The following is a 21,316-nucleotide window of genomic DNA, read 5'->3' on the forward strand; positions in this document are numbered from 1 at the left end:
CTCATGCGAGTCCACCGACGGGGCCGGCGTCGCCGCGCGGGAGGTCATGCGGCGCGGTCACCGGTTCGGCATCCCAGCGTCCGTAGGCCAGTTCGGTGTTGGAGGCGATTTGGGCGGCGAGCAGGGAGACATCCGTTTCGAGGTGGGCGGCCATCGCGCGCAGCGTGTGCGGCAGCAGGTAGGGGGCGTTCGGGCGGCCTCGGAAGGGTTCGGGGGTGAGGAACGGGGCATCCGTCTCGGCGAGCAGGAGCTGGCGGGGCGCGACCGCGAGCGCCTCGCGCAGGTCGCCCGCGCTCTTGAAGGTGACCGTGCCGGCGAAGGACATGTACCAGCCGTTCTCGGTGCAGATGCGTGCCATCTCGGCGTCGCCGGAGAAGCAGTGGAAGACGGTGCGTTCGGGGGCGCCGACCCGCAGCAGGGTCGCGATGACCTCGGCGTGGGCGTCGCGGTCGTGGATCTGCAGCGCCAGGTTGTGCCGCTTCGCGATTTCGATGTGGGCCTCGAACGAGCGGTATTGCGCCGCACGGCCCTCGGGGCCGGTGCGGAAGAAGTCCAGCCCGGTCTCGCCGACCGCCACGACGCGGGGGCGGGATGCCAGTTCGTCGATTTCGGCGATCGCGTCGTCGAGCGTGCCGGCGGCATCGTAGGCGGGGGTCTCGTTCGGGTGGATGGCGACGGCGGCGAGCATCCGCGGTTCGTGCAGCGCCGTCTCGGCCGACCAGCGCGAGGTTTCCAGGTCGCCGCCGACCTGGATGACGCCGCGCACGCCGACGCTGGAAGCCCGGTCGAGGTGTTCCCTGAAGTCGATCGAGTTCTCGCCGTCGGCGATTTCGAGGTGGGTGTGGTTGTCGTAGACGCCCACGACGAGCGGCTCGGGCAGCGGCGGGTAGCTCAGGTCGCGCCCCTTCGTCTGCTCGCGCCGGCGCACATGGGCGGCCGGATCGGCGTTAGCCAACCGTGGCCTCGATGCGCGGGAAGAGTGCCTCGAGCGCAGACACGTGGGTGCCGCCGGTCCACTCCCAGGCCTGGTCGATGCGCTGGTCCGCGACCTCGCCGTCGCCGCCGAGGGCGGTCCAGAGCTTCGCGGTGGCCTGCGGCACGACCGGCGAGAGCAGCACGGCCAGGGTGCCGAGGCCGCGGACGGCGGTGAAGAGCACGGCGTCGAGCCGGTCCCGCTGGGCGGGGTCCTTGGCGAGGGCCCACGGTTCCTGGCTGGTGATGTATCCGTTGAGCTCGTCGACGAGTTCCCAGACCGCGGCGATGGCCTCGTGGATGGCGAGCCGGTCGATGGCCCCCATCGCGGCGGCCGTCGCCCGCCGCTCGGTGCCGCGGATCAGCTCGTCGGCCTGGCTGAACTCGCCGGCCGTGGGGATCTCTCCGTCGCAGTAGCGCACGACCATGGCGATCACCCGGGAGGCGAGGTTGCCGAATCCGTTGGCCAGTTCCGACTGGTACCGGGCGGAGAGGTCCTCCCAGGAGAAGGAGCCGTCCTGTCCGAAGCTGATGGCGCGCATGAAGTAGTAGCGGAACGCGTCCGAGCCGAAGGTTTCGGTGATCTGGCTCGGCGCGATGCCGGTGAGCTTGGACTTGCTCATCTTCTCGCCGCCCACGAGCAGCCAGCCGTGGCCGAAGACCTGGGTGGGCACGGGGAGTCCGGCGGCGAGCAGCATGGCCGGCCAGATGACGGCGTGGAAGCGGAGGATGTCCTTGCCCACGACGTGCGTGGCTGGCCAGCGGCGGGCGAACTCCTCGTCGTCCTGGCCGTAGCCGACGGCGGTGATGTAGTTCAGCAGCGCGTCGAACCAGACGTAGACGACGTGGCTCTCGTCCCACGGAACCTTGATGCCCCAGTCGAAGCTGGAACGGGAGATCGACAGGTCGGAGAGGCCCTGCTTGACGAAGGAGATGACCTCGTTGCGCGCGGATTCGGGCTGCACGAAGTTCGGGTTGCTCTCGTACAGGTCCAGCAGCGGCTGGGTGAAGGTGCTCATCCGGAAGAAGTAGTTCTTCTCGTGCAGCAGTTCGACCGGCTTCGAGTGGATGGCGCACACCGGCTGACCGGCGAACTCGCCGGTGCCGTCGACCAGGTCGCTGGGCTGCTTGTACTCCTCGCAGCCGACGCAGTAGTAGCCCTCGTACTCGCCGGTATAGATGTGTCCGGCGTCGAAGAGGTGCTGCAGGAACTTCTGCGCGTTCACCTCGTGGCGCACGTCCGTGGTGCGGATGAAATCGTCGTTGGCGATGTCCACGGTCTTCAGCAGCGGCTTCCAGGCTGTTTCCACGAGGCGGTCCGCCCAGGCCTTGGGCGTGACGCCGTTAGCCGTTGCGGTGCGCAGGATTTTCTGCCCGTGCTCGTCGGTGCCGGTGAGCAGCCAGGTGTCGTCACCGGACTGGCGGTGCCAGCGCGCGAGCACATCGGCGGCCACTTCCGTGTACGCGTGTCCGATGTGTGGGACATCATTCACGTAGAAAATGGGCGTGGTGATGTAAAAGGAAGAGCCGTCGGACATGCTGACATTCTACGGGGAGCAGCGGATGCCGCCGGGCGTGTTACTCCGCGAGATCCCGATCGGGGTCCGTCGGGACGGAGCGATCCGGGGGATGGCCCTGGTGATGCGGGTGCCCGAAGACCGGCGGCAGCACCTCGTGGGCCGGCGGCGCCGGCTCCCGGTCGGGGCGGTCCCTGGTCGCCTCGCTCTCCCTCACATCGATGCCGTGAACCTTCTGGTGCGGGTAGCCCACCGGGTGCAGGCTGAGCACGATCTTGCCGTGGGCATGGCCGACCTCCAGTTCGCGGTAGGCATCCTGCACCTCGTCGAAGGGGTAGATCGCGGCCACCGGGACGACGACCTGCCGGTCCGCGACCAGGTCGGCGACTTTCGCCAGCACGGCCATGTCGTCCTCGTTGGCCGAGTCGACGGTAGCGATCGCGTCGTCGCCGCGGTGGTCGAGCTCGGCGTCGACACCGTCCGGCGCGATCCGGGCCAGTCGCTCCTCGAGGCCCGGGCCGTACTGCACCGGGATGACGCCCAGCTGCCGGAGATGGTCGAAGCTTTCCGGGCTGGCCGTGCCGATCACGGTCGCGCCGCGGAGCTTCGCGAGTTGGGCGGCGATCCCGCCCACGCCCCCGGCAGCGGCGTGCACGAGCACGGTGGAGCCCGGCTGCGGGTTCGCCGCCTGCACGGCGTGCCAGGCGGTGACCGCCGCCGTGTACAGGCTGCCGGCCACCTCCCAGGAGAGCCGTTCGGGCTTGGGGATGATGGCGGCCACGGGCACCCGGACAAAACTGGCCTGTGCCCCGCGGACGGTGTGCCCGAGCACGGCATCGCCGACCCGCCAGCGCGGGCCTGCTCCGGCCCGGTCCTGTGCGACTTCGGGGTGAGGGCCGACGCCGGCGATCAGGCCGGCGAAGTCGCTTCCCTGCCCCGCAGGAAAGCTAGCGGGCCACTTCGACTGCAAGCGGCCTTCCCGAATGCTGGTCTCCACGGGATTGAGCCCCGCTGCTACAACCCCGACCACCACTTCGCCGGCACCCGGCACGGGGACGTCGGTCCGGACAACGTCCAATACCTCCGGTCCGCCGTAGCGGGAAAATCTCACGGATCGGGCCTCGGCAACGCCTTCCCCGGCATCACTATCACCGTGTTCGTGCGCCACTGACCCTCACCCCATTAGCTGTTTGTTAGTGTTAACGGTTGGGGAGGGTCGGGTATTCCGCGTTGCGGGAGGGCGCGGGGGCCTTCCGGGTGAGCGCCGCCTCGTACAGGTCGCGCTTGCCCAGGCCGGATGCCGCGGACACGTCGGCGGCGGCATCCTTGAGCCGGGCGCCGGCCGCGACCAGGGCGTGGACCTCGGCCACGCCGGTCTCGAGGTCGAGGACTCGAGCAGGGGCGCCGGCAACGACGATGCAGATTTCGCCCTTGACGCCCGCCGCCGCCCACTCGACGAGCTCGGCGGCGGTGCCCCGCTTGACCTCTTCGAAGAACTTGGTGAGCTCGCGGCAGACGACGACGCGGCGATCGGCGCCAAGCGTGGCCTGGAGGTCGGTCAGCGACGCGGCCAGCCGCTTCGCCGATTCGAAGAACACCATGGTGCGCCGCTCGGCGGCGAGTTCGCGCAGGGCTCCGACGCGTTCGCCGTGTTTGCGCGGCAGGAACCCCTCGAAGGTGAACCGGTCGGTGGGCAGGCCGGAGACGGCCAGGGCGGTGAGCACGGCGGAGGGACCGGGCAGGGCCGTGACGGTGACGCCGGCCTGGACCGCGGCATCCACCAGGTGGAAGCCGGGATCGGACACGGTGGGCATCCCCGCGTCGCTGAGCACGAGGATGTCGGTGTCCCGGGCGAGCTCGACGAGTTCGGCCGCCTTGCCGCGCTCGTTGTGGTCGTGCAGGCTGATCAGCTTCGGCCGGTTCTCGATGCCGAGCGCCTTGAGCAGGTGCACGGTGACCCGGGTGTCCTCCGACGCGATGACCGTCGTGGTACTGAGGGCCTCGACCAGGCGCGTGGTCACGTCCCCGAGGTTTCCGATGGGCGTGGCGGCGAGGATGATCATGCTCCCATTCTCTCAGCCTCCGGTCACCCGTGCGGCCGATCACTACGATGGTCAGGTGCTCGCTACTAGCCGCTGGTTCCGCTGGGCCGGGCCCCTCGCCGTCCTCGTTCTGGCTGCTATCCTGCGACTCTGGAACCTGGGACGCCCTCGCGAGCTCGTCTTCGACGAGACCTTCTACGTGAAGGATGCCTGGACGCTGTTCAACAACGGCTACGAGTCGACCTGGCCGGACAAGGCCGACGCCCTCTTCGCCGCCGGGCAGGCGAACATCTTCCTCTCGGATCCGTCCTTCGTCGTGCATCCGCCGCTGGGCAAATGGCTGATCGCCCTCGGCATGGCCTTCTGGGGCGCCGACAGCAGCTGGGGCTGGCGCATCGTGACCGCCCTGATCGGCGTGCTCGCGGTCGCCGTGCTGATGCTCATCGCCCGCCGGCTCTTTGGCTCCACCGTGCTGGCGGTGATCGCCGGGTTCCTCCTCGCCATCGACGGGCACGCGATCGTGATGTCGCGGGTCGCACTGCTGGACAACTCGGTGATGTTCTTCGCGCTGCTCGGCTTCGGCGCGGTGTTGCTCGACCGGGACTGGCACGCGGCCCGGCTGGCAGCCTCGCTGGCCCGGCGCCGGGACGGCGGCGTCGAACTGGCGTGGGGACCGACGCTGTGGTGGCGGCCGTGGCTGCTCGCCGCCGGCCTCGCGTTCGGCCTGACCAGCTCGGTCAAGTGGTCAGGCTTCTACTTCCTCGCCGCATTCGGCGTCTACGTCGTGGTCGTCGACGCCCTCGCCCGCCGCAGGGCCGGGGTGCCGTTCTGGCTGAGCGCGGCCCTGCTCAAGCAGGCCCCGGCAAATTTCCTGCTGATGGTCCCGGTCGCGGCCGCCACGTTCCTCGCATCCTGGACCGGCTGGTTCGTCACCCGGGGCGGCTACTACCGGGACTGGGCGGAAACCGCGGGGGCGGCGTGGACGGGCGCGTTCTCGTGGGTGCCGCTCCCCCTGCAGAGCTTCTGGCATTACCAGGTGGCCGCGTACGGCTACCACGTGAATGTCGAAACGCCCCATCCCTACCAGGCGAATCCGCTCACCTGGCTGTTCATGATCCGGCCGACGAGCATGTACTTCCGTTCGTCGTCCGCCGGCGAGAACGGCTGCGGGTTCACCAGCTGCGCCGAGGCGATCACGGGAATCGGCAATCCGATCATCTGGTGGGCGGCGACCATTGCCGCCTTCTACCTGGTCTACCGGCTGGCCCGGTACCGACAGTGGCGGGTCGGCCTCATCCTGACCGGCCTGGCCGCCGGGTACCTGCCCTGGCTGATGTACCTGAACCGCACGGTTTTCCAGTTCTACACGATCGCGTTCGAGCCGTACCTGATCCTCGGGCTGACCTTTGTGATCGGGCTGCTCCTGGGCGAGACGCGCGGTTCGGACGGGGCGCCGGTGGCGGACGAGGAGCGGGCCGCCCGGCGACGGTTGGCGGGCATCCGGGTCGTGGTGATCTTCCTCGCCATGGCGGCGCTGGTGAGCGCCTTTTTCTACCCGCTCTGGACCGGAATGCAGACCCCGTTCCTGTTCTGGCAGCTGCATATCTGGCTCCCGAGCTGGCGCTGATCCTGCCCCTGTTCCACGGGGATATATGCCGTCTTGGGCATATAGCGACTGGGAATCCAGTGTGAGTTCCCCCGGTTTCGGGGGGTGGCTCGCGTAGAGTGATCGGTATCTGTTCTGCGAGTAATTGCTCAATCCGCGGCTGGGAAGTCAAGAAACAAACAAAGGCCCTATGTCGGAAGCAATTGCCGCACCTACGGTGCGCATCCTCAAGACCCGCCGGGGTGGCGATTCGAAGAACCCCACCACCGAGTATTCGTCGCTGCTGCACACCGTGCGCAACCTCGGGCTGCTGAAGCGGGCCACCGGTTTCTACTGGCTGGTCTTCTCGATCCTCATGGTCGCGCTCGGCGGAGCCATCACCGGTTTCGTCCTGCTCGGCGACAGCTGGTTCCAGCTGATCATCGCCGGCGTGCTCGGCATCATCCTCACCCAGTTCGCGTTCCTGGCCCATGAGGCCTCGCACCGCCAGGTGTTCGAATCCGGCCCCGCGAATGACCGCGCCGGCCGCATCCTCGCGAACCTCTTCGTCGGCATCAGCTACGCCTGGTGGATGAACAAGCACAGCCGCCATCACGCGCAGCCCAACGTGATCGGCAAGGACCCGGACATCGATCCGGACGTGATCGTCTTCCGTGAGGAAGATGCAGCGAAGGTCAACTGGATCACCTCGTTCCTCACTCGCAAGCAGGGCTACGCGTTCTTCCCGCTGCTCATGCTCGAGGGCATCAACCTGCACATCCACGGCTTCAAGACGGTCTTCGGCCGCAAGAAGGTCGACAAGCGCTGGCTCGAGATCTCGATGCTCACCACCCGCATCGTGGCCTACGTCGCCGTGATCTTCTACTTCCTGCCGCTCGGCATGGCGTTCGCCTTCATCGGCGTGCAGCTGGCCGTGTTCGGCGTGTACATGGGCGCCTCGTTCGCGCCCAACCACAAGGGCATGCCGATGCTGCCGCACGACAGCAAGGTCGACTTCCTGCGTCGCCAGGTGCTCACCTCGCGCAACATCCGCGGCGGCACCGTCATGGACACGTTCATGGGCGGGCTCAACTACCAGGTCGAGCACCACCTGTTCCCGAACATGGCCAGGCCGCACCTCCGCAAGGCGCAGGAAATCACCAAGGAATACTGCGAATCGCACAACATCCTCTACACGGAGACGTCGATCCTCGAGTCCTACGGCATCGTCATTCGCTACCTCAACAAGGTCGGCCTGGCGGCACGCGACCCGTTCGACTGCCCGATGGTCGCCCGGTTCCACCACCGCTAGAACGGCATCCGGCGCCGTACTCGGTGTCCGAGCGAGTCAGGCCGTTTCCCTCCGGGGAGGCGGCCTTTCTCGTTGGCACGCCCACGCCCACGCCCTCATCCATCGAGCAGTGTGGCTGAGATGCGGAGAAAGTACCTTTATTCGCGAATTGAAGGTACTTTGTCCGCAACTCAACGTGGAAGCCGTTGTCATCCCGCGCGTGGGCGGGCCGGGTCAGCGGTGGGCGAGCCAGCCACCGAGGCCGGGGTTCGGCAGCCGGGACAGCGCGAATCGGGCCGGGGGGGGCCTGCGCCCGTGGCGATGTCGGCGAGGATCCGCCCGACCGACGGGGTGAACTTGAAGCCGTGCCCGCTGAAGCCGGCGCCGACGACGACCGGCCCGACCCGGTCGAGCACGAAGTGCTCGTCGGCGGTGGTCGTGTACGTGCAGCTGACCGGCTCGAGCGCGTCGGGGTCGGCGCCGGGCAGCCAGTCGCGCACATACCGCTGCAGCGCGGCCAGCTGCACCGGTTCGGGGGTGAAGCTGCGGGCATCCGGATCGGTGACCGGGCCGACGCCGTGCCAGCCGGCCTTGACTCCCTGGCCCGGCGTGTACATGCCGTAGACCGGCGAATACCAGTGGTCGTAGCGCGGGTCGGCGGGGTCGAACGCGTGGTTGAAGCCCGGCCAGTTCACGGCTGCCCGCTCTGCGGCATCCGGCGCGGTGTCGCGCAGCGCGAAATGCGCGGGCTGCTCCTGCGTGACGACGAGGCGCGGCACGGGCAGCACGCCGGCGAGTAGTCCGGTGGTCCAGGCGCCGACCGTGACGACGGCCCGGCGGGCATCGACGACGCCGGTCTCGGTGGTGACGCGCACATGGTCGTCGCCGAGCACCTCGAGGCGCAGGGCGCGGGTGCCGTGACGGATCTCGGCGCCCGCGGCGACGGCGGCGGCCTGCAGGGCGGCCACTGCGGCATCCGCGTTCAACCGGCCGGCATCGGGGGTGTGCAGCACCCGCCCGTCGAAACGGATGCCCGGCCAGCGTTCCCCCGCGGTCTCCGGCGCCAGGAACTCGGCCCCGAGCCCGACCGCGTGCAGCGCGTCGGCGACGGCATCGAAGCTCGGGTTGGGGCCGTGGTTCACGATGCCGACCTGCTCGAGCAGCCGGGACCCGGTCTCGGACTCGAGGCCGCGCCAGAGCGGCAGGGCCTCGGCGAGCATCGCGACATAGGTCGGTTCGGCGTAGGCCGTGTTGAAATTGCGGGACGCGCCGTGCGAGGCCCCGTTGGCGTGCCCCGGCTCGAAGCGCTCCAGCAGCAACACCGAGCGTCCCCGCCGGCCGAGCTGCCAGGCGGTCGCCGAGCCCATCGCCCCGCCGCCGATCACGACCGTTTCCACTTCGTGCGCCATGGGAACATCCTGCCGCATGACGGGCCGCGGGGCACTGCGCGCACCCTGCCCGGAGCCGCGCGCCGCTTCGCGCGGGAGCTGCGCCGCTTCGCGCGTGGCCGAACTCCCGCGCAGCGGCGCACGTCCCGCGCCGCCCGCGCGACTGCGGCATCCGTTGCGCCCTGTTACACGCCACCATGCCGGTCCCAGCCCCTTTCGGTACCGTGAGGCCATGACAGATCGCGAGTACGGCTTCAAGACCAGGGCAATCCACGCCGGGAACATCCCCGATGCGGTGACCGGCGCCCGCGCGCTGCCGATCTACCAGACGAGCGCGTTCGTGTTCGACGACACCGCGGATGCCGCGGCCCGCTTCGCCCTGCAGAAGTACGGCAACATCTACTCGCGCCTGGCCAACCCCACCGTCGCCGCGTTCGAGGAACGCATCGCGAGCCTGGAGGGCGGCCTCGGCGCCGTCGCCACCGCGAGCGGCCTGTCCGCGCAGTACATCACCTTCGCCAGCCTCGCCGGCTCCGGCGACCACATCGTCTCGAGCGCGAACCTGTACGGCGGCTCGATCACCCAGCTCGACGTGACGCTGCGCCGCTTCGGCATCGACACGACGTTCGTGCAGGGCGCTGACCCGGCCGACTACGCGGCCGCGATCACCGACAAGACGAAGCTGATCTTCGCCGAGACCGTCGCGAACCCGTCCGGCGAGGTCGCCGACATCGAGGGGCTCGCCGAGGTAGCCCATGCCGCAGGCATCCCGCTGATCATCGACTCGACGATCGCGACGCCCTACCTGACCCGACCGTTCGAGTGGGGAGCCGACATCGTCATCCACTCGGCGACCAAGTTCCTCGGCGGGCACGGCACCACCCTCGGCGGCGTCGTCGTCGAGAGCGGCCGGTTCCACTGGCACAGCGATAAATTCCCCCTGTTCGGCGACCCGGTGCCCAGCTACGGCGGCCTGCAGTGGTCGGGCAACTTCGGCGAATACGCGTTCCTCACCCGCCTCCGCGCCGAGCAGCTGCGCGACATCGGGCCGACCCTCGCCCCGCACTCCGCGTTCCTGCTCGCCCAGGGCGTCGAGACGCTGCCGTTCCGCATGCAGGCGCACGTCGACAACGCCCGCACGGTCGCCGAATGGCTGGATGCCGACCCGCGGGTCGACCACGTCAACTGGGCCGGCCTGCCGAGCCACCCGCACTACGAGCGCGGACTCAAGTACCTGCCCAAGGGTCCCGGCTCCGTGTTCAGCTTTGGCGTGAAGGGCGGCCGGGACGCCGGCCGCACGTTCATCGACTCGGTGAACCTGGCCAGCCACCTCGCCAACATCGGCGACGCGAAAACGCTCGTGATTCATCCGGCCTCCACCACGCACGCGCAGCTGAGCGAGCAGCAGCTCGCCGACGCGGGCGTGCAGCCCGGCGGGGTGCGGATCAGCGTGGGCATCGAAGACGTCGACGACATCATCTACGATCTGGACCAGGCCCTCGCGCAGGCCGTGGGAGGAAGCAAATGAGCACCGACACGACCGTCACCGGCACCGTCACCGACACGGACACGGCGGCAGCCGCCCCGGCGACGGATGCCGCGCCCGCCGTCACCGAGACCGTGCAGTTGGCCAACGGCCTGAGCTGTGACGTGCCGGCCGGCTCGCCGCTGGCGAAGCTGCTGCACTCGCAGCGCACCTGGATCGGACCCGACGCGAAGGCGCGGCTGAAGATCCTGCGCGCGGCGAAATCCGTCGCCATCGTCGGGGCGTCGCCGAACCCGGCCCGCTCCAGCTACTTCGTCGGCACCTACCTGCAACAGTCGAGCGACTACCGTGTCTACTTCGTGAACCCCAACGCCGACACGATCCTCGGCCAGAAGGCCTATCCCGACCTCGCCTCCCTGCCCGAGGTGCCCGACATCGTCGTGGTCTTCCGGCGCGGCAGCGACATCCCGTCGGTCATCGACGACGTGCTCGCCATCGGCGCGCCGACGGTCTGGGTGCAGCTGGGCATCTGGAACCAGGATGCCGCGGAGTACGGCGAATCGAAGGGGCTCACGGTCGTGATGGACCGGTGCATCAAGATCGAGCACGCCCGCTTCAACGGAGGGCTGCACCTGCTCGGCTTCGACACCGGCCAGATCACCGCCCGCAAGACCATCCGCTAGCCCGTCCCCACCCCCCGCGAAACCGCAGTTGCGCGCGTTATATCGGCGGAATAACGCGCACAACTGCGGTTTCGCGGGGAGGAACGGGGCGAGAACACGCGATCCGCGCACGCTTTATGCACGACAGTCCCCGTAACATGGGGGGCGTGACAGCGTACGTCTCGGCTCTCGACCTTTTCTCCATCGGCATCGGTCCATCCAGTTCCCACACGGTTGGCCCGATGAGGGCCGCCCTCACGTTTGCCGACAACCTCGCCGCGAGCGGGCACCTGCCGGAGGTGCGACGGATCACCTGCTCGCTCTACGGCTCGCTCGGCGCCACCGGTCTCGGCCACGGCACGCCCGACGCCGTCCTGGCCGGGCTCGCCGGCTTCCGGCCCGAAAGCTGCGATCCCGACGACGTGCGATTCGCCTGGTCGAAACTGCAGGACGGCGCCACCCTGCGCCTGCGCGGCACCCGAGAGATCCCGATCAGCAAGAGCGACGTGACCTTCGAGCCGCGCACCCGGCTGCCCGGCCACCCCAATGCCCTGACCATCCGGGCGTGGGGCGAATCGGATGCCCAGCCCCTGTTCGAGGAGACGTACTACTCGATCGGCGGCGGCTTCATCCGCCGCGACGGCGACCCCATCCGCCCCCCGGCGACCGTGGCCCAGCCGCTCCCCTACGCGTCGAGCAACGAACTGCTCACCCTCTGCGACACGCACGACATCGGCATCTGCGACGTGGCCCGCGCCAACGAGGAAGCCATCCACGGCGCCGAGGGGCTCGACGCCGGACTCGACGCGATCTGGGACGCCATGCACACCTGCGTGGAGGCCGGACTGGCGGGCGACGGCACGCTCCCCGGCGGTCTCGGCGTGAAACGGCGGGCCGCCAAGGTTCGTATGCGCCTGGAGGAATATGACAGCCTCCCCCTGCGCGATCGCGACACCTCGACCGAGTGGCTGCACGCCTTCGCGCTCGCCGTCAACGAGGAGAACGCCGCCGGCGGCCGCGTCGTCACGGCCCCCACCAACGGCGCGGCCGGCATCATCCCCGCCGTCGGCCACTACTACCTGAAGTTCGTTCCGGGGGCCGACGCCGAGGGCATCCGTCGCTACCTGCTCACGGCCGTCGCCATCGGTTCGCTGGTCAAGGCCAACGCCTCGATCTCCGGCGCGGAGGGCGGATGCCAGGCCGAGGTCGGCTCCGCCTGCGCCATGGCCGCCGGCGCCCTGTGCGCCGTGCTCGGCGGCACCACCCGCCAGGTCGAGAACGCGGCAGAGATCGCCATGGAGCACCACCTGGGGCTCACCTGCGACCCGGTCGGCGGCCTCGTGCAGGTTCCCTGCATCGAACGCAACGCGATCGCGTCGTCGACGGCGGTGTCGGCCGCACGCCTCGCGCTGCACGGCGACGGCACGCACCTCGTCTCGCTCGACACGGTGATCGAAACCATGCGCCAGACCGGACTCGACATGATGACCAAGTACAAGGAGACCAGCGAAGGCGGACTCGCGGTCAACGTCATCGAGTGCTGACCGCCCCTCCGCGCCGAGATTGGCGCTTGCGGTCGAGTTTGCCCCGCGCACCAGGTGAACTCGACCGGAACTGTGAAACTCGGCGCACACAACGGGCGCGAACGTGACGCGCGCCGTGCCGGCGCCCCAACTGGGGCGGACTGGGGCGGACGCGGGCGGGACGGCGCGGCCTAGACTGGCGGGACGTCGGCGCGCCAAAGCGCGCGGGCGCTCTCAGTCGAGAGGTATCCCGGGGGGGCCACAATCACCAGCCAGACATTCCTGCGCCGCGCCACGACCGGGGCGACCATCGCGGCGGCCGCCGCGGTCCTGCTGCTCGCCCTGGCCGGATGCGCCGCCGCACCGGCGCCGGTCGTGACGGTCACGGCGACGGTCACCCCGACCCCCGCTTCCACGCCCACACCGACTCCGACCGCGACCCCGACGCCGACGCCCGTCGCCGAGGCCCCGCTCGTGCCGAATCCGCAGGTGCCCACGCTGACGCCCAACGCCGAGCCGAAGCCCCTGCCCCAGGGCCCCGCCCAGGACCTCGGCTCCACGCCGGGAGCCCGCGGGACGACGACGGCATCCGGGGGCGGGGCCCTCCTCACCTACACGGTCGTCGAGGGCGATTCGTTCTTCGACATCGCGCAGCGGTTCAACGTGCCGGTGCAGATGATGCTGAAGATGAACCCGTCCGTGCCGGGGCTGGGCGAGAGCATCTACATCAAGCAGATCATCAATCTCGACTGGAAGGCCCAGCGGTAGCGCGACCCACGGCGGGACGCGCCACGCGTTACCTCCTGTTGCGGCAGACCGGGCGGCGGCCGGGCCGCCCGGCTAGCGTTGCCGCATGTCTTCCCCAGCCTTCCCCTCCCCCGCTACGTCCTCGCTCCTCGTCTCCACCCAGTGGCTCACCGACCACCAGGGGGCCGAAGACCTCGTGGTGCTCGACGCGACGGTCCTGCAGGTCTCCGCGCCCGGCGGCGGGCAGCGCTGGCTGAGCGGCTACGACCAGTACCTCGTCGTCGGCCACCTGCCCGGCGCGATCTTCGCGAACCTGCTCGACGTCTTCTCCGACCCCGACGGCGGCTTCGACTTCGCCCGCCCGAGCGCCGAGCAGTTCGAGCGTGCCGCGGCATCCGTCGGCATCGACAACCACACGAGGGTCATCGTCTACGACGGCTCGGTCGGCCAGTGGGCGTCGCGGATCTGGTGGCTGTTCCGCTCCTTCGGCTACGACAACGTCTCGGTGCTCGACGGCGGCCTCACCAAGTGGAAGGCGGAGCTGCGCCCCACCCGAACCGGCCACGTGGCCGCACGGGCCGGGCGCCGCTTCGAGGCCGTTGTGCGCCCCGAGCTGTGGGTCGATAAGGCGTTCGTCGAGTCGGTCCTGGCCGGCGTCACGGATGCGTCCCTCGTCTGCTCGCTCCCGGCCGCCGAGTTCTCGGGCGAGGCCGGCGCGCGCCCGCGCCGGGGCCACATCCCGGGCAGCGTGAGCCTCCCCGCCGGCCGCCTCGTCGACCGGGCCACGAACGCGTTCCTCCGCGGCGACGAGCTGACGGCTCGCGTCGCCCCCGCTGCCGCGTCCGGCGGCCGGGTCGTCACCTACTGCGGCGCGGGGATCGCCGCCGCGGCGAGCGCCCTCGCGCTGACCCTGGCCGGGCACGGCGACGTCGCCATCTTCGACGGCTCCCTCAACGAATGGACCGCAGACGAGAATGCGCCCCTGGCCGTGACGGTGGCCTGACGGTTGCGGATGCCCGGCCGGCGGTTTCCGGGCTCACTCACCGATACCCAGCTGTCTTTCAGGCTCGTCATACGTCGTCGATAGCCGGTCCCTGCACGGTGGAGTCACGACAGAGTGCGCGCCCCGAATCCTCGAGGCCGCTGACGGAGGAGACACCACATGAATAAGAGACAGAAGACCGCAATCGGCGCCTCGATCGCGGGCGCCATGCTGCTGGGCGGTGCGATCGGCGCGACAGCCCTCTCGTCGGCGTCCGCGGCCACGGACACCCCGAACGACACGTCGACGGCTGCGCCGGACGACCGCTCCGACCACGGCCCCGGCCACCATGACGGCACCGGGCCCGAGCGCGACGAAAGCGCCGGCGACCACCTCGGCCGGGACGGCACGGCCGAGGCTCTGCTCACCGGCGACACGGCCGCCAGGGTGACCGCCGCAGTCACCGCGAAATACCCGGATGCCGAGATCCAGCGGGTGGAGAACGACGCCGAGGGCGCCGCCTACGAGGCCCACATCATCCAGTCCGACGGGACCCGGGCGACCCTGAAGCTGGACAAGTCGTTCACCATCACGAGCACCGAAACCGGGCACGGTCCCGGGCACGGTCCCGGGCACGACGACGACACCGACGACGTGGACGACACGGCCGACACCGAATCCGGCAGCTGACGCCGACCGCCTGTCCGGCTGGAACGGCCGACACCCCTGGCCTGATCAGCCGGCCAGGCGGTGAACCCGTTCGATCACATCGATGACGTGCAGGGCGTCGCGGGGCTTGACCGGCACCGGCGCTCCCCGGAGCATCGCGTCGGCCAGCCCCGCGTAGAACGACGCGTAGCTGCCGCGCTCGGTCGGAACCCGGGCCAGGTCGCCGTCGCGCCCGAGCACGCCCCAGGTCGCTTCGGCGTCGAGGCCGAAGCCGTCGTCGGTGGGCAGTGCCCCCGCCTTCAGCGCGGCCTCCTGCCCGTCCAGACCCCACTTGGTATAGCCGGCCGTGGAGCCGAGCACGTGGAACCGCGGCCCGACCTGCGCGGCCATGCCGTTCATCCACAGGTGTGAGTGCACGCCGGAGCCGTGGTGCAGGGCGACGAACGTGTCGTCGTCGGCGGCGCCTCCCGTGCGCCGGGTGAGAACTTCGGCATAGACATCGTCGACGGGGCCGAACAGCAGCATGGCCTGGTCGATGAGGTGCGCGCCCAGGTCGTAGAGCACGCCGCCACCCTCGGCCGCCGTTGCCGTGGCCTTCCACGATTTGGCCTGTTCGGGCTTCCACCATTCGAACCGTGACTCGAACCGTCGAACCGTGCCCAGGGCCCCGTCGGCAAGGAGCGAACGCAGGGTGAGGAAGTCGCCGTCCCAGCGCCGGTTCTGGAAGACGGTCAGCAGCAGCCCCAGCCGTTCGGCCTTCTCGATCACGCCGCGTCCCTGCTCAGGGGTCACTGAGAAGGGCTTGTCCACGACCACGGCCACGCCGGCATCGAGGGCCGCGTGGGCCAGGTCGACGTGGGTCCCCGAGGGCGAACCGATCACGACGAGGTCGAGGTCGTCGACCCGGTTGAGCAGGTCGTCGGCGGTGGCCAGGACCTCGGCATCCGGGTAGAGGTGGATCGCCTCCATCCGCCGCTCCGGGTTCGCGGTCACGATCTGGTCGAGCGAGTACTCGGGGTTGGCGGAGACGAACGGGGCGTGGAAGATCCGCCCCGAGGTTCCGAAGCCGATGATTCCGGTGCGGATCGGGGCCGTGACGGCTGTGGGCTCTGGCATGCCTCCAACGTACCCGCCAGGTTCCCACGGGCGAGGGGCACGGGGTGCGAGTATGGCCGGATGACCCCGCCCAATGTGCACCGCGACCGCAGGTTCCTCTGGCTCTGGGGTGCCGAGGGCATCAGCGTGCTGGGGGTGCAGTTCACTTCGCTGGCCCTGCCCTTTCTGGCGGTCACCCTGCTCGGCGCGGTCGAGTGGGAGATGGGTGTGCTGAACGCGGCGAGCACGGCGGCCTTTCTCGTCGTCGGGCTGCCCGCGGGCGCGTGGGTCGACCGGTGGCTCAAGCGCCGCGTCATGATCGCGGCCGACCTCGTCCGGGCGGTCACCCTGGCCGCCATCCCGCTGCTCTGGGTCGCCGGCGCGCTCGAGATCTGGCACCTGTACCTGGTCGCTGCCGTGATGGGTGCGGCCACCGTCTTCTTCGACGTGTCGTACCAGAGCTACATCCCCATCCTCGTGCGATCGGAGCAGGTCGGACAGGCGAACTCGACCCTCGAGGCGACCTCGCAGGTCTCCCGCATCGCCGGTCCCGGCCTCGCCGGCGCACTCCTCACGGTCGTCAGCGCCCCCGTCCTCCTGGTCATCGATGCGGTCTCCTACCTGGTCTCGGCCGTCATGCTGGGGCGCATCCGTGACGACGAGGTTCCCGCGGACCGCACGCAACGCCAGTCGTTGCCGCGGGAGATCGCGGAGGGCGTGCGGTTCGTCTGGGGCCAGCCGCTGATCCGCAGCATCGCCGCGACGACGGCGAGTTCCAATTTCTTCGCCACCCTGGCCCTCACTCTGTTGCCGCTGTACGTGCTGCGAGACCTGGACCTGGGCGCGGCCGGCCTCGGCATCATGTTCTCGTTCGGCGCGGTGGGCGGCCTCCTCGGCGCCCTGGCCACTCCGCGGCTTGCCGCCTGGGTGGGCGAGGGCACGATCATCACCGTGGCCGCCCTGCTCGGCGCCGTCGTGTTCGCGCTCTTCCCGCTTGCCTCGTTCCTGCCGGCGCCGGCCTCCCTGGCCGTGCTCGTCGCCGCCGAATTCGTGATCGCGTTCACCGTGCTGGTCTACAACATCACCCAGGTGACCCTCCGCCAGCGCCTCTGCCCGCCGCGGCTCCTCGGCCGGATGAACGCGTCGATCCGGTTCTTCGTCTGGGGCGTCATGCCCATCGCCTCTCTGCTGAGCGGCGCCCTCGGCGGATACATCGGCATCGTCGCCACGATGTGGATCGCGCTCGCCGGTTCGCTGCTGAGCTGCTCGTTCGTGGCGTTCTCCCCGCTCACCGGGATGCGCCGGCTGCCGACCGCACCCGAGGCCCCCGCCACCACCACCACCACCACCGAGGAGCCTGCCGCCCGCTGACCTTTGCCGTCGGCGAGTCCCGCTAGAGCCGGTTCACCCCGGTCACCCGGATGACGGCGAAGCCCTGCTCGTCGGAGTCGGCGAGGTCGACCGTCGCGCTGATCCCCCAGTCGTGGTCACCGGCCGGGTCATCCAGGATCTGCCTGGCAGTCCAGACGGATGCTCCCTCGTCGAGGATGAGCAGGCCCGAGCCGCGCGCGTTCGCGCCGGTGAGCACCTCGTCGTGTTCGGCGAAGTAGCCGTCCATGGCGTCGGCCCAGGTGTCGGCGGGGAAGCCGTGGGTGCCGTCGAGGTCGCCGAGCTCGTCGTAGTGCTCGAGCGCGGCGAGCTGCACCCGGCGGAACAGCTCGTTGCGCACGAGGATCCGGAAGGCCCGCACGTTGGTGGTGAGCCGGTGCGGCGCCGGCGGCACGACCGCGTGGGCGTTCGCCTCGTGCGCGGCCAGGTTGGGGTGGATGAGCTCCTCCCACTCGTCGAGCAGGCTCGAGTCGACCTGGCGCACGAGCTCGCCGAGCCACTCGATCAGGTCGAGCAGGTCCTCGGTCTTGGCCTCGTCGGGGATCGTCTGCCGGGCCGCGCGGTAGGCGTCGGAGAGATAGCGCAGCACGACGCCCTCGCTGCGGGCGAGCTTGTAGAAGGCGATGAACTCGCCGAACGACATGGCCCGCTCGTACATGTCGCGCACGACGGTCTTGGGGCTGAGCGCGAAGTCGGCGATCCACGGCTGCGACTGCTTGTACGTCTCGAAGGCGTAGCCGAGCAGTTCCTCGAGCGGCTTGGGGTAGGTGATCTCCTCGAGCAGCTCCATCCGCTGGTCGTACTCGATGCCTTCCCGCTTCATCGCGGCCACGGCCTCGCCGCGCGCCGCGAACTGCTGGCCGCTGAGCACCGGACGCGGGTCGTCCAGGGTCGCCTCGACGATCGAAATCATGTCGAGCGAGTAGGTCGGCGCCTCCTGGTCGAGCAGGTCGAAGGCGGCGAGCGCGAAGGGCGACAGGGGCTGGTTGAGCGCGAAGTTCGCCTGCAGGTCGACGGTGAGGCGGATCTCGCCGTTCGCGCCCTGCTGCACGATCCCGGCTTGCCGAAGCGTCTTGTAGATCCCGAGCGCGCGCCGGGCCAGGGCGAGCTGGCGCTTCCACGGTTCGTGGTTGTCGAACACGAGCGCGTGCACGTTCGCGAACGCGTCGCCGCCGCGAGCGATCACGTTGATCAGCATGGCCGCGGTCATCTGCATGCTCGAGGTGAGGGTTTCCGGCTCGGCGTCGACGAGCCGCCGGAACGACGGTTCGCCCCAGGACACGAATCCCTCCGGCGCCTTCTTACGGATGATCTTGCGCTTCTTCTTGGGGTCGTCGCCGGCCTTCTCCACGGCCTTGAGGTTCTCGGTCTCGTGGTCGGGCGCCTGCACGACCACGGTCCCGGCCGTGTCGTAGCCGGCCCGGCCCGCCCGGCCGGCGATCTGGTGGAACTCGCGGGCGTTGAGCTGGCGCATCCGGATGCCGTCGTACTTGGTCAACGCCGTGAACAGCACGGTGCGGATGGGCACGTTGATGCCGACGCCGAGCGTGTCGGTGCCGCAGATCACCCGGAGCAGCCCGCGCTGGGCGAGCTGCTCGACCAGCCGCCGGTACTTGGGCAGCATGCCGGCGTGGTGCACGCCGATGCCCATCCGGATGAACCGGGACAGGGTCTTGCCGAAGCTGGTCGTGAACCGGAACTCGCCGATCAGCTCCGCGATCGCGTCCTTCTGCTCCTTCGTGGCCACCTTGACGCTGCTCAGCGCCTGCACGCGTTCCAGGGCCGCGGCCTGGGAGAAGTGCACGATGTAGACGGGGGCCTGGCCGGTCTTGAGCAGGTCCTCCACTGTCTCGTGCACGGGGGTGGTTTCGTAATAGAAGTGCAGCGGCACGGGCCGTTCGACGCCGGTGACGACGGCGGTGGCGCATCCGGTGCGCCGGCTGAGGTCGCCGGCGATGTCGGTCACGTCGCCGAGCGTGGCCGACATGAGGATGAACTGCACCCGCGGCAGCAGGAGCAGCGGCACCTGCCAGGCCCAGCCGCGGTCGGGGTCGGAGTAGAAGTGGAACTCGTCCATCACCACCTGGTCGACCTGGGTGTCCTCGCCGCCGCGCAGGGCCAGGTTGGCGAGGATCTCCGCCGTGCAGCAGATGATCGGGGCATCCGAGTTGACCGAGGAGTCGCCCGTCATCATGCCCACGTTTTCGGCGCCGAAGATCTCGACCAGGGCGAAGAACTTCTCGCTGACCAGGGCCTTGATCGGCGCCGTGTAGAAGCTGCGCTTTCCGGCCGAGAGGGCCGCGAAGTGGGCGCCCACGGCTACGAGCGACTTGCCGGTGCCGGTGGGGGTGCTCAGGATGAGGTTCACGCCGGAGACGATCTCGATCAGCGCTTCCTCCTGCGCCGGGTACAGCGCCAGGCCCTGCTGCCCGGCCCACAGTTCGAACGCCTCGAACAGGACGTCGGGGTCGGTGACGTGAGGGAGGGCGGTGAGGGTTGCCATGATCCTTCGATCCTGCCCTATCGCGCCTGTGATTCCTCACACCGGTGATTCCGGACCGGTGGGAGAATGGCTCATGGCCGAATCACGGTTCGCGGTTTCCGCGCTGGCGCACTTCGAGACGCTTCTTCGCCGGGAGCGGCTGGACACCGCGGCCGACCTCGACCGGCTGACCGGTTCGCTCGGTGAGGTGCGCGAGGCCAGGAGCGACGCCTCCGCGGACGACGAGCACGACCCGGACGGCCCCACCCTGTCTGCCGAGTGGTCGACGTTGTCGGGCGTGCACAGCGAGCTCGCGGAGCGCCTGGCGGGGATCGACCGGGCGCTGCAGCGCATCGCGGACGGAACCTACGGCGTCTGCACCCGCCGCGGCGAACCGATCGGCCGCGCCCGGCTGGAGGCCCGCCCCGCGGCCGCACTGTGCATCGCCTGCGCGCGGGAACTCGAAACGGCACGGACTGCCTGACCCCATTTCAGGCAAACGCCCCGAGCTCCTCGACAGCGACATGGCGGGCGCGCGGCCGACATGTCCAAAGGAGGAGTCCCGATGGGTATTGACCAATCCCACGAGCCGGCCGGGGAGCTGTCCGCCGAGACGCGGACCTTCGCCCGGATGTGCGCGAACCTCACCGAGGAAGCCGAGCCGATCGGCTGGTACGAGCAGAGGATTTCGCTCGAGCCGGATGCGACCGCCCGGGCCATCATGAACGACTCGCTCGGCGAGGAGTTCAAGCACTTCTGCATGGACCTCGAGTTCCTCCTCCGCAGGACGCCGATCTGGCACGACATCGCCCGCGGCATCCTGTTCCAGGACGGCGACATCGTGCACAACGGCCAGCACGCGGAGGCCGCGGCCACCGCGGGAGCAGAGACGACGGCGCCGCCGGAGGACGCGGCAGCCGACCCTTCGCTCTGAATCGGAAGTCTGAAGGGACGCGAATCGTAAGCATGGACCATCTGCTCCGCCTGGCACCGATCTCCGACCGAGGCTGGAAACTCATCGACTCCGAGGCCCGGGAGCGGCTCGGCGTGCCGCTCGGCGCCCGCCGGGTCGTCGATTTCGACGGCCCGCACGGCTGGACGTATTCGGCGACGAGCCTCGGCTCCACCGAGGGGGCAGCGGATTCCCCGGTCGGCGGGCCATGGGCATCGTCGGCATCACGGAGGCCTCGCCGCATCCGGAGGTGCCGCGGGTGGAGGACTTCGAGGACTACCCGAGCCGGATCGCCGACGCCGTCGAGATCCTGCTCCGGAGCGGTGTGACGGGGCCATACGCTCTGGCCGTCGGGCCGGCCGACTATACCGCCATCCTCGAGTCCGTCGACGACGGCAATCCCCTCGTCGAGCATGTGCTCATGATCCTGGACGGCCCGGTGATCTGGGCGCCCGGCGTACACGGTGGGGTGGTCCTGAGCACCAGGGGCGGGGACTTTCCTCTTCGAATCCGGTCAGGACCTCACCGTCGGCT

The 21,316-nt window shown here is 69.7% G+C and carries 20 protein-coding genes and 1 pseudogene; 13 read left to right on the top strand and 8 right to left on the bottom strand.

The window, feature by feature from the left end; translation table 11 throughout:
• Nucleotide 1: 1 nt before the first annotated feature.
• The 4 genes from E3T54_RS00470 to rsmI form a co-directional block, all read right to left on the bottom strand.
• A complete protein-coding gene (locus E3T54_RS00470) occupies nucleotides 2-955 on the bottom strand; it encodes a TatD family hydrolase (RefSeq protein WP_134474104.1) in 954 nt (317 codons plus the stop codon).
• Nucleotides 948-2,510: a methionine--tRNA ligase gene (gene metG / locus E3T54_RS00475; RefSeq protein WP_092321219.1), complete on the bottom strand. Its 1,563-nt coding sequence runs from the start codon at nucleotides 2,508-2,510 to the stop codon at nucleotides 948-950. The genes E3T54_RS00470 and metG overlap by 8 nt, the downstream gene beginning before the upstream one ends.
• Before the next feature lie 40 nt (nucleotides 2,511-2,550).
• Nucleotides 2,551-3,486: a zinc-binding dehydrogenase gene (locus E3T54_RS00480; protein ID WP_241976973.1), complete on the bottom strand. Its 936-nt coding sequence runs from the start codon at nucleotides 3,484-3,486 to the stop codon at nucleotides 2,551-2,553.
• A gap of 202 nt (nucleotides 3,487-3,688) precedes the next feature.
• Nucleotides 3,689-4,552, bottom strand: coding sequence for a 16S rRNA (cytidine(1402)-2'-O)-methyltransferase (gene rsmI, locus E3T54_RS00485; RefSeq protein ID WP_134474106.1), 864 nt, complete (start codon nucleotides 4,550-4,552; stop codon nucleotides 3,689-3,691).
• Between rsmI and E3T54_RS00490 the strand changes: the two genes are divergently transcribed.
• Together E3T54_RS00490 and E3T54_RS00495 are read left to right on the top strand one after the other, a co-directional pair.
• Complete coding sequence (locus tag E3T54_RS00490; RefSeq protein ID WP_241976974.1) at nucleotides 4,551-6,158, top strand: dolichyl-phosphate-mannose--protein mannosyltransferase; 1,608 nt, start codon at nucleotides 4,551-4,553, stop codon at nucleotides 6,156-6,158. The genes rsmI and E3T54_RS00490 overlap by 2 nt on opposite strands.
• Before the next feature lie 169 nt (nucleotides 6,159-6,327).
• Nucleotides 6,328-7,428, top strand: coding sequence for an acyl-CoA desaturase (locus tag E3T54_RS00495; protein ID WP_092321216.1), 1,101 nt, complete (start codon nucleotides 6,328-6,330; stop codon nucleotides 7,426-7,428).
• Nucleotides 7,429-7,616: 188 nt separating this feature from the next.
• On the opposite strand, the gene E3T54_RS00500 is transcribed toward E3T54_RS00495, so the two are convergent.
• Complete coding sequence (locus E3T54_RS00500; RefSeq protein ID WP_134474108.1) at nucleotides 7,617-8,816, bottom strand: FAD-dependent oxidoreductase; 1,200 nt, start codon at nucleotides 8,814-8,816, stop codon at nucleotides 7,617-7,619.
• A 211-nt stretch (nucleotides 8,817-9,027) separates the two neighbouring features.
• On the opposite strand from E3T54_RS00500, the gene E3T54_RS00505 reads away from it, so the two are divergent.
• The 3 genes from E3T54_RS00505 to E3T54_RS00515 all read left to right on the top strand — a co-directional run bounded on the left by E3T54_RS00505 (nucleotide 9,028) and on the right by E3T54_RS00515 (nucleotide 12,487).
• Entirely contained in the window at nucleotides 9,028-10,323 is a 1,296-nt protein-coding gene (locus E3T54_RS00505; protein ID WP_134474109.1) for an O-acetylhomoserine aminocarboxypropyltransferase/cysteine synthase family protein, read from the top strand.
• The gene (locus tag E3T54_RS00510; protein ID WP_134474110.1) at nucleotides 10,320-10,964 is read left to right on the top strand and encodes a CoA-binding protein; all 645 of its coding nucleotides are present in this window, start codon (nucleotides 10,320-10,322) and stop codon (nucleotides 10,962-10,964) included. The genes E3T54_RS00505 and E3T54_RS00510 overlap by 4 nt, the downstream gene beginning before the upstream one ends.
• Before the next feature lie 146 nt (nucleotides 10,965-11,110).
• On the top strand, nucleotides 11,111-12,487 hold the full coding sequence (locus E3T54_RS00515; protein ID WP_134474111.1) for an L-serine ammonia-lyase: 1,377 nt from the start codon (nucleotides 11,111-11,113) through the stop codon (nucleotides 12,485-12,487).
• A gap of 170 nt (nucleotides 12,488-12,657) precedes the next feature.
• On the opposite strand, the gene E3T54_RS16945 is transcribed toward E3T54_RS00515, so the two are convergent.
• A complete protein-coding gene (locus E3T54_RS16945; RefSeq protein ID WP_174844373.1) occupies nucleotides 12,658-12,963 on the bottom strand; it encodes a hypothetical protein in 306 nt (101 codons plus the stop codon).
• Here E3T54_RS16945 and E3T54_RS00520 point away from each other — a divergent pair.
• The 3 genes from E3T54_RS00520 (at nucleotide 12,956) to E3T54_RS00530 (ending at nucleotide 14,885) form a co-directional block, all read left to right on the top strand.
• Nucleotides 12,956-13,234 (top strand): LysM domain-containing protein, encoded by a 279-nt coding sequence (locus E3T54_RS00520; RefSeq protein WP_174775389.1) that lies wholly within the window; start codon nucleotides 12,956-12,958, stop codon nucleotides 13,232-13,234. The genes E3T54_RS16945 and E3T54_RS00520 overlap by 8 nt on opposite strands.
• An 85-nt stretch (nucleotides 13,235-13,319) precedes the next feature.
• Nucleotides 13,320-14,216: a sulfurtransferase gene (locus E3T54_RS00525; RefSeq protein ID WP_134474113.1), complete on the top strand. Its 897-nt coding sequence runs from the start codon at nucleotides 13,320-13,322 to the stop codon at nucleotides 14,214-14,216.
• Between the two features lie 159 nt (nucleotides 14,217-14,375).
• A complete protein-coding gene (locus E3T54_RS00530; protein ID WP_134474114.1) occupies nucleotides 14,376-14,885 on the top strand; it encodes a hypothetical protein in 510 nt (169 codons plus the stop codon).
• Nucleotides 14,886-14,930: 45 nt separating this feature from the next.
• On the opposite strand, the gene E3T54_RS00535 is transcribed toward E3T54_RS00530, so the two are convergent.
• A complete protein-coding gene (locus E3T54_RS00535) occupies nucleotides 14,931-15,980 on the bottom strand; it encodes a Gfo/Idh/MocA family oxidoreductase (RefSeq protein ID WP_134474115.1) in 1,050 nt (349 codons plus the stop codon).
• A gap of 60 nt (nucleotides 15,981-16,040) precedes the next feature.
• Between E3T54_RS00535 and E3T54_RS00540 the strand changes: the two genes are divergently transcribed.
• The gene (locus tag E3T54_RS00540) at nucleotides 16,041-17,330 is read left to right on the top strand and encodes an MFS transporter (protein WP_134474116.1); all 1,290 of its coding nucleotides are present in this window, start codon (nucleotides 16,041-16,043) and stop codon (nucleotides 17,328-17,330) included.
• Nucleotides 17,331-17,352: 22 nt separating this feature from the next.
• On the opposite strand, the gene E3T54_RS00545 is transcribed toward E3T54_RS00540, so the two are convergent.
• Entirely contained in the window at nucleotides 17,353-19,851 is a 2,499-nt protein-coding gene (locus E3T54_RS00545) for an RNA helicase (RefSeq protein WP_134474117.1), read from the bottom strand.
• A gap of 73 nt (nucleotides 19,852-19,924) precedes the next feature.
• Between E3T54_RS00545 and E3T54_RS00550 the strand changes: the two genes are divergently transcribed.
• The 4 genes and pseudogenes from E3T54_RS00550 to E3T54_RS17600 all read left to right on the top strand — a co-directional run.
• Nucleotides 19,925-20,314 (top strand): TraR/DksA C4-type zinc finger protein, encoded by a 390-nt coding sequence (locus tag E3T54_RS00550; RefSeq protein WP_166804781.1) that lies wholly within the window; start codon nucleotides 19,925-19,927, stop codon nucleotides 20,312-20,314.
• Nucleotides 20,315-20,395: 81 nt separating this feature from the next.
• Complete coding sequence (locus E3T54_RS00555; protein WP_134474119.1) at nucleotides 20,396-20,764, top strand: hypothetical protein; 369 nt, start codon at nucleotides 20,396-20,398, stop codon at nucleotides 20,762-20,764.
• A gap of 32 nt (nucleotides 20,765-20,796) precedes the next feature.
• Nucleotides 20,797-21,111, top strand: a complete 315-nt coding sequence (locus tag E3T54_RS17165; RefSeq protein WP_241976975.1) for an encapsulin — start codon at nucleotides 20,797-20,799, stop codon at nucleotides 21,109-21,111.
• Nucleotides 21,033-21,233, top strand: a pseudogene (locus tag E3T54_RS17600) (encapsulin); the annotation flags it as partial. The gene E3T54_RS17165 and the pseudogene E3T54_RS17600, both read left to right, overlap by 79 nt.
• Nucleotides 21,234-21,316: the final 83 nt, after the last annotated feature.

Source organism: Cryobacterium sp. Sr8, assembly GCF_004403225.1.
GTDB classification, from domain to species: Bacteria; Actinomycetota; Actinomycetes; order Actinomycetales; family Microbacteriaceae; genus Cryobacterium; species Cryobacterium psychrotolerans.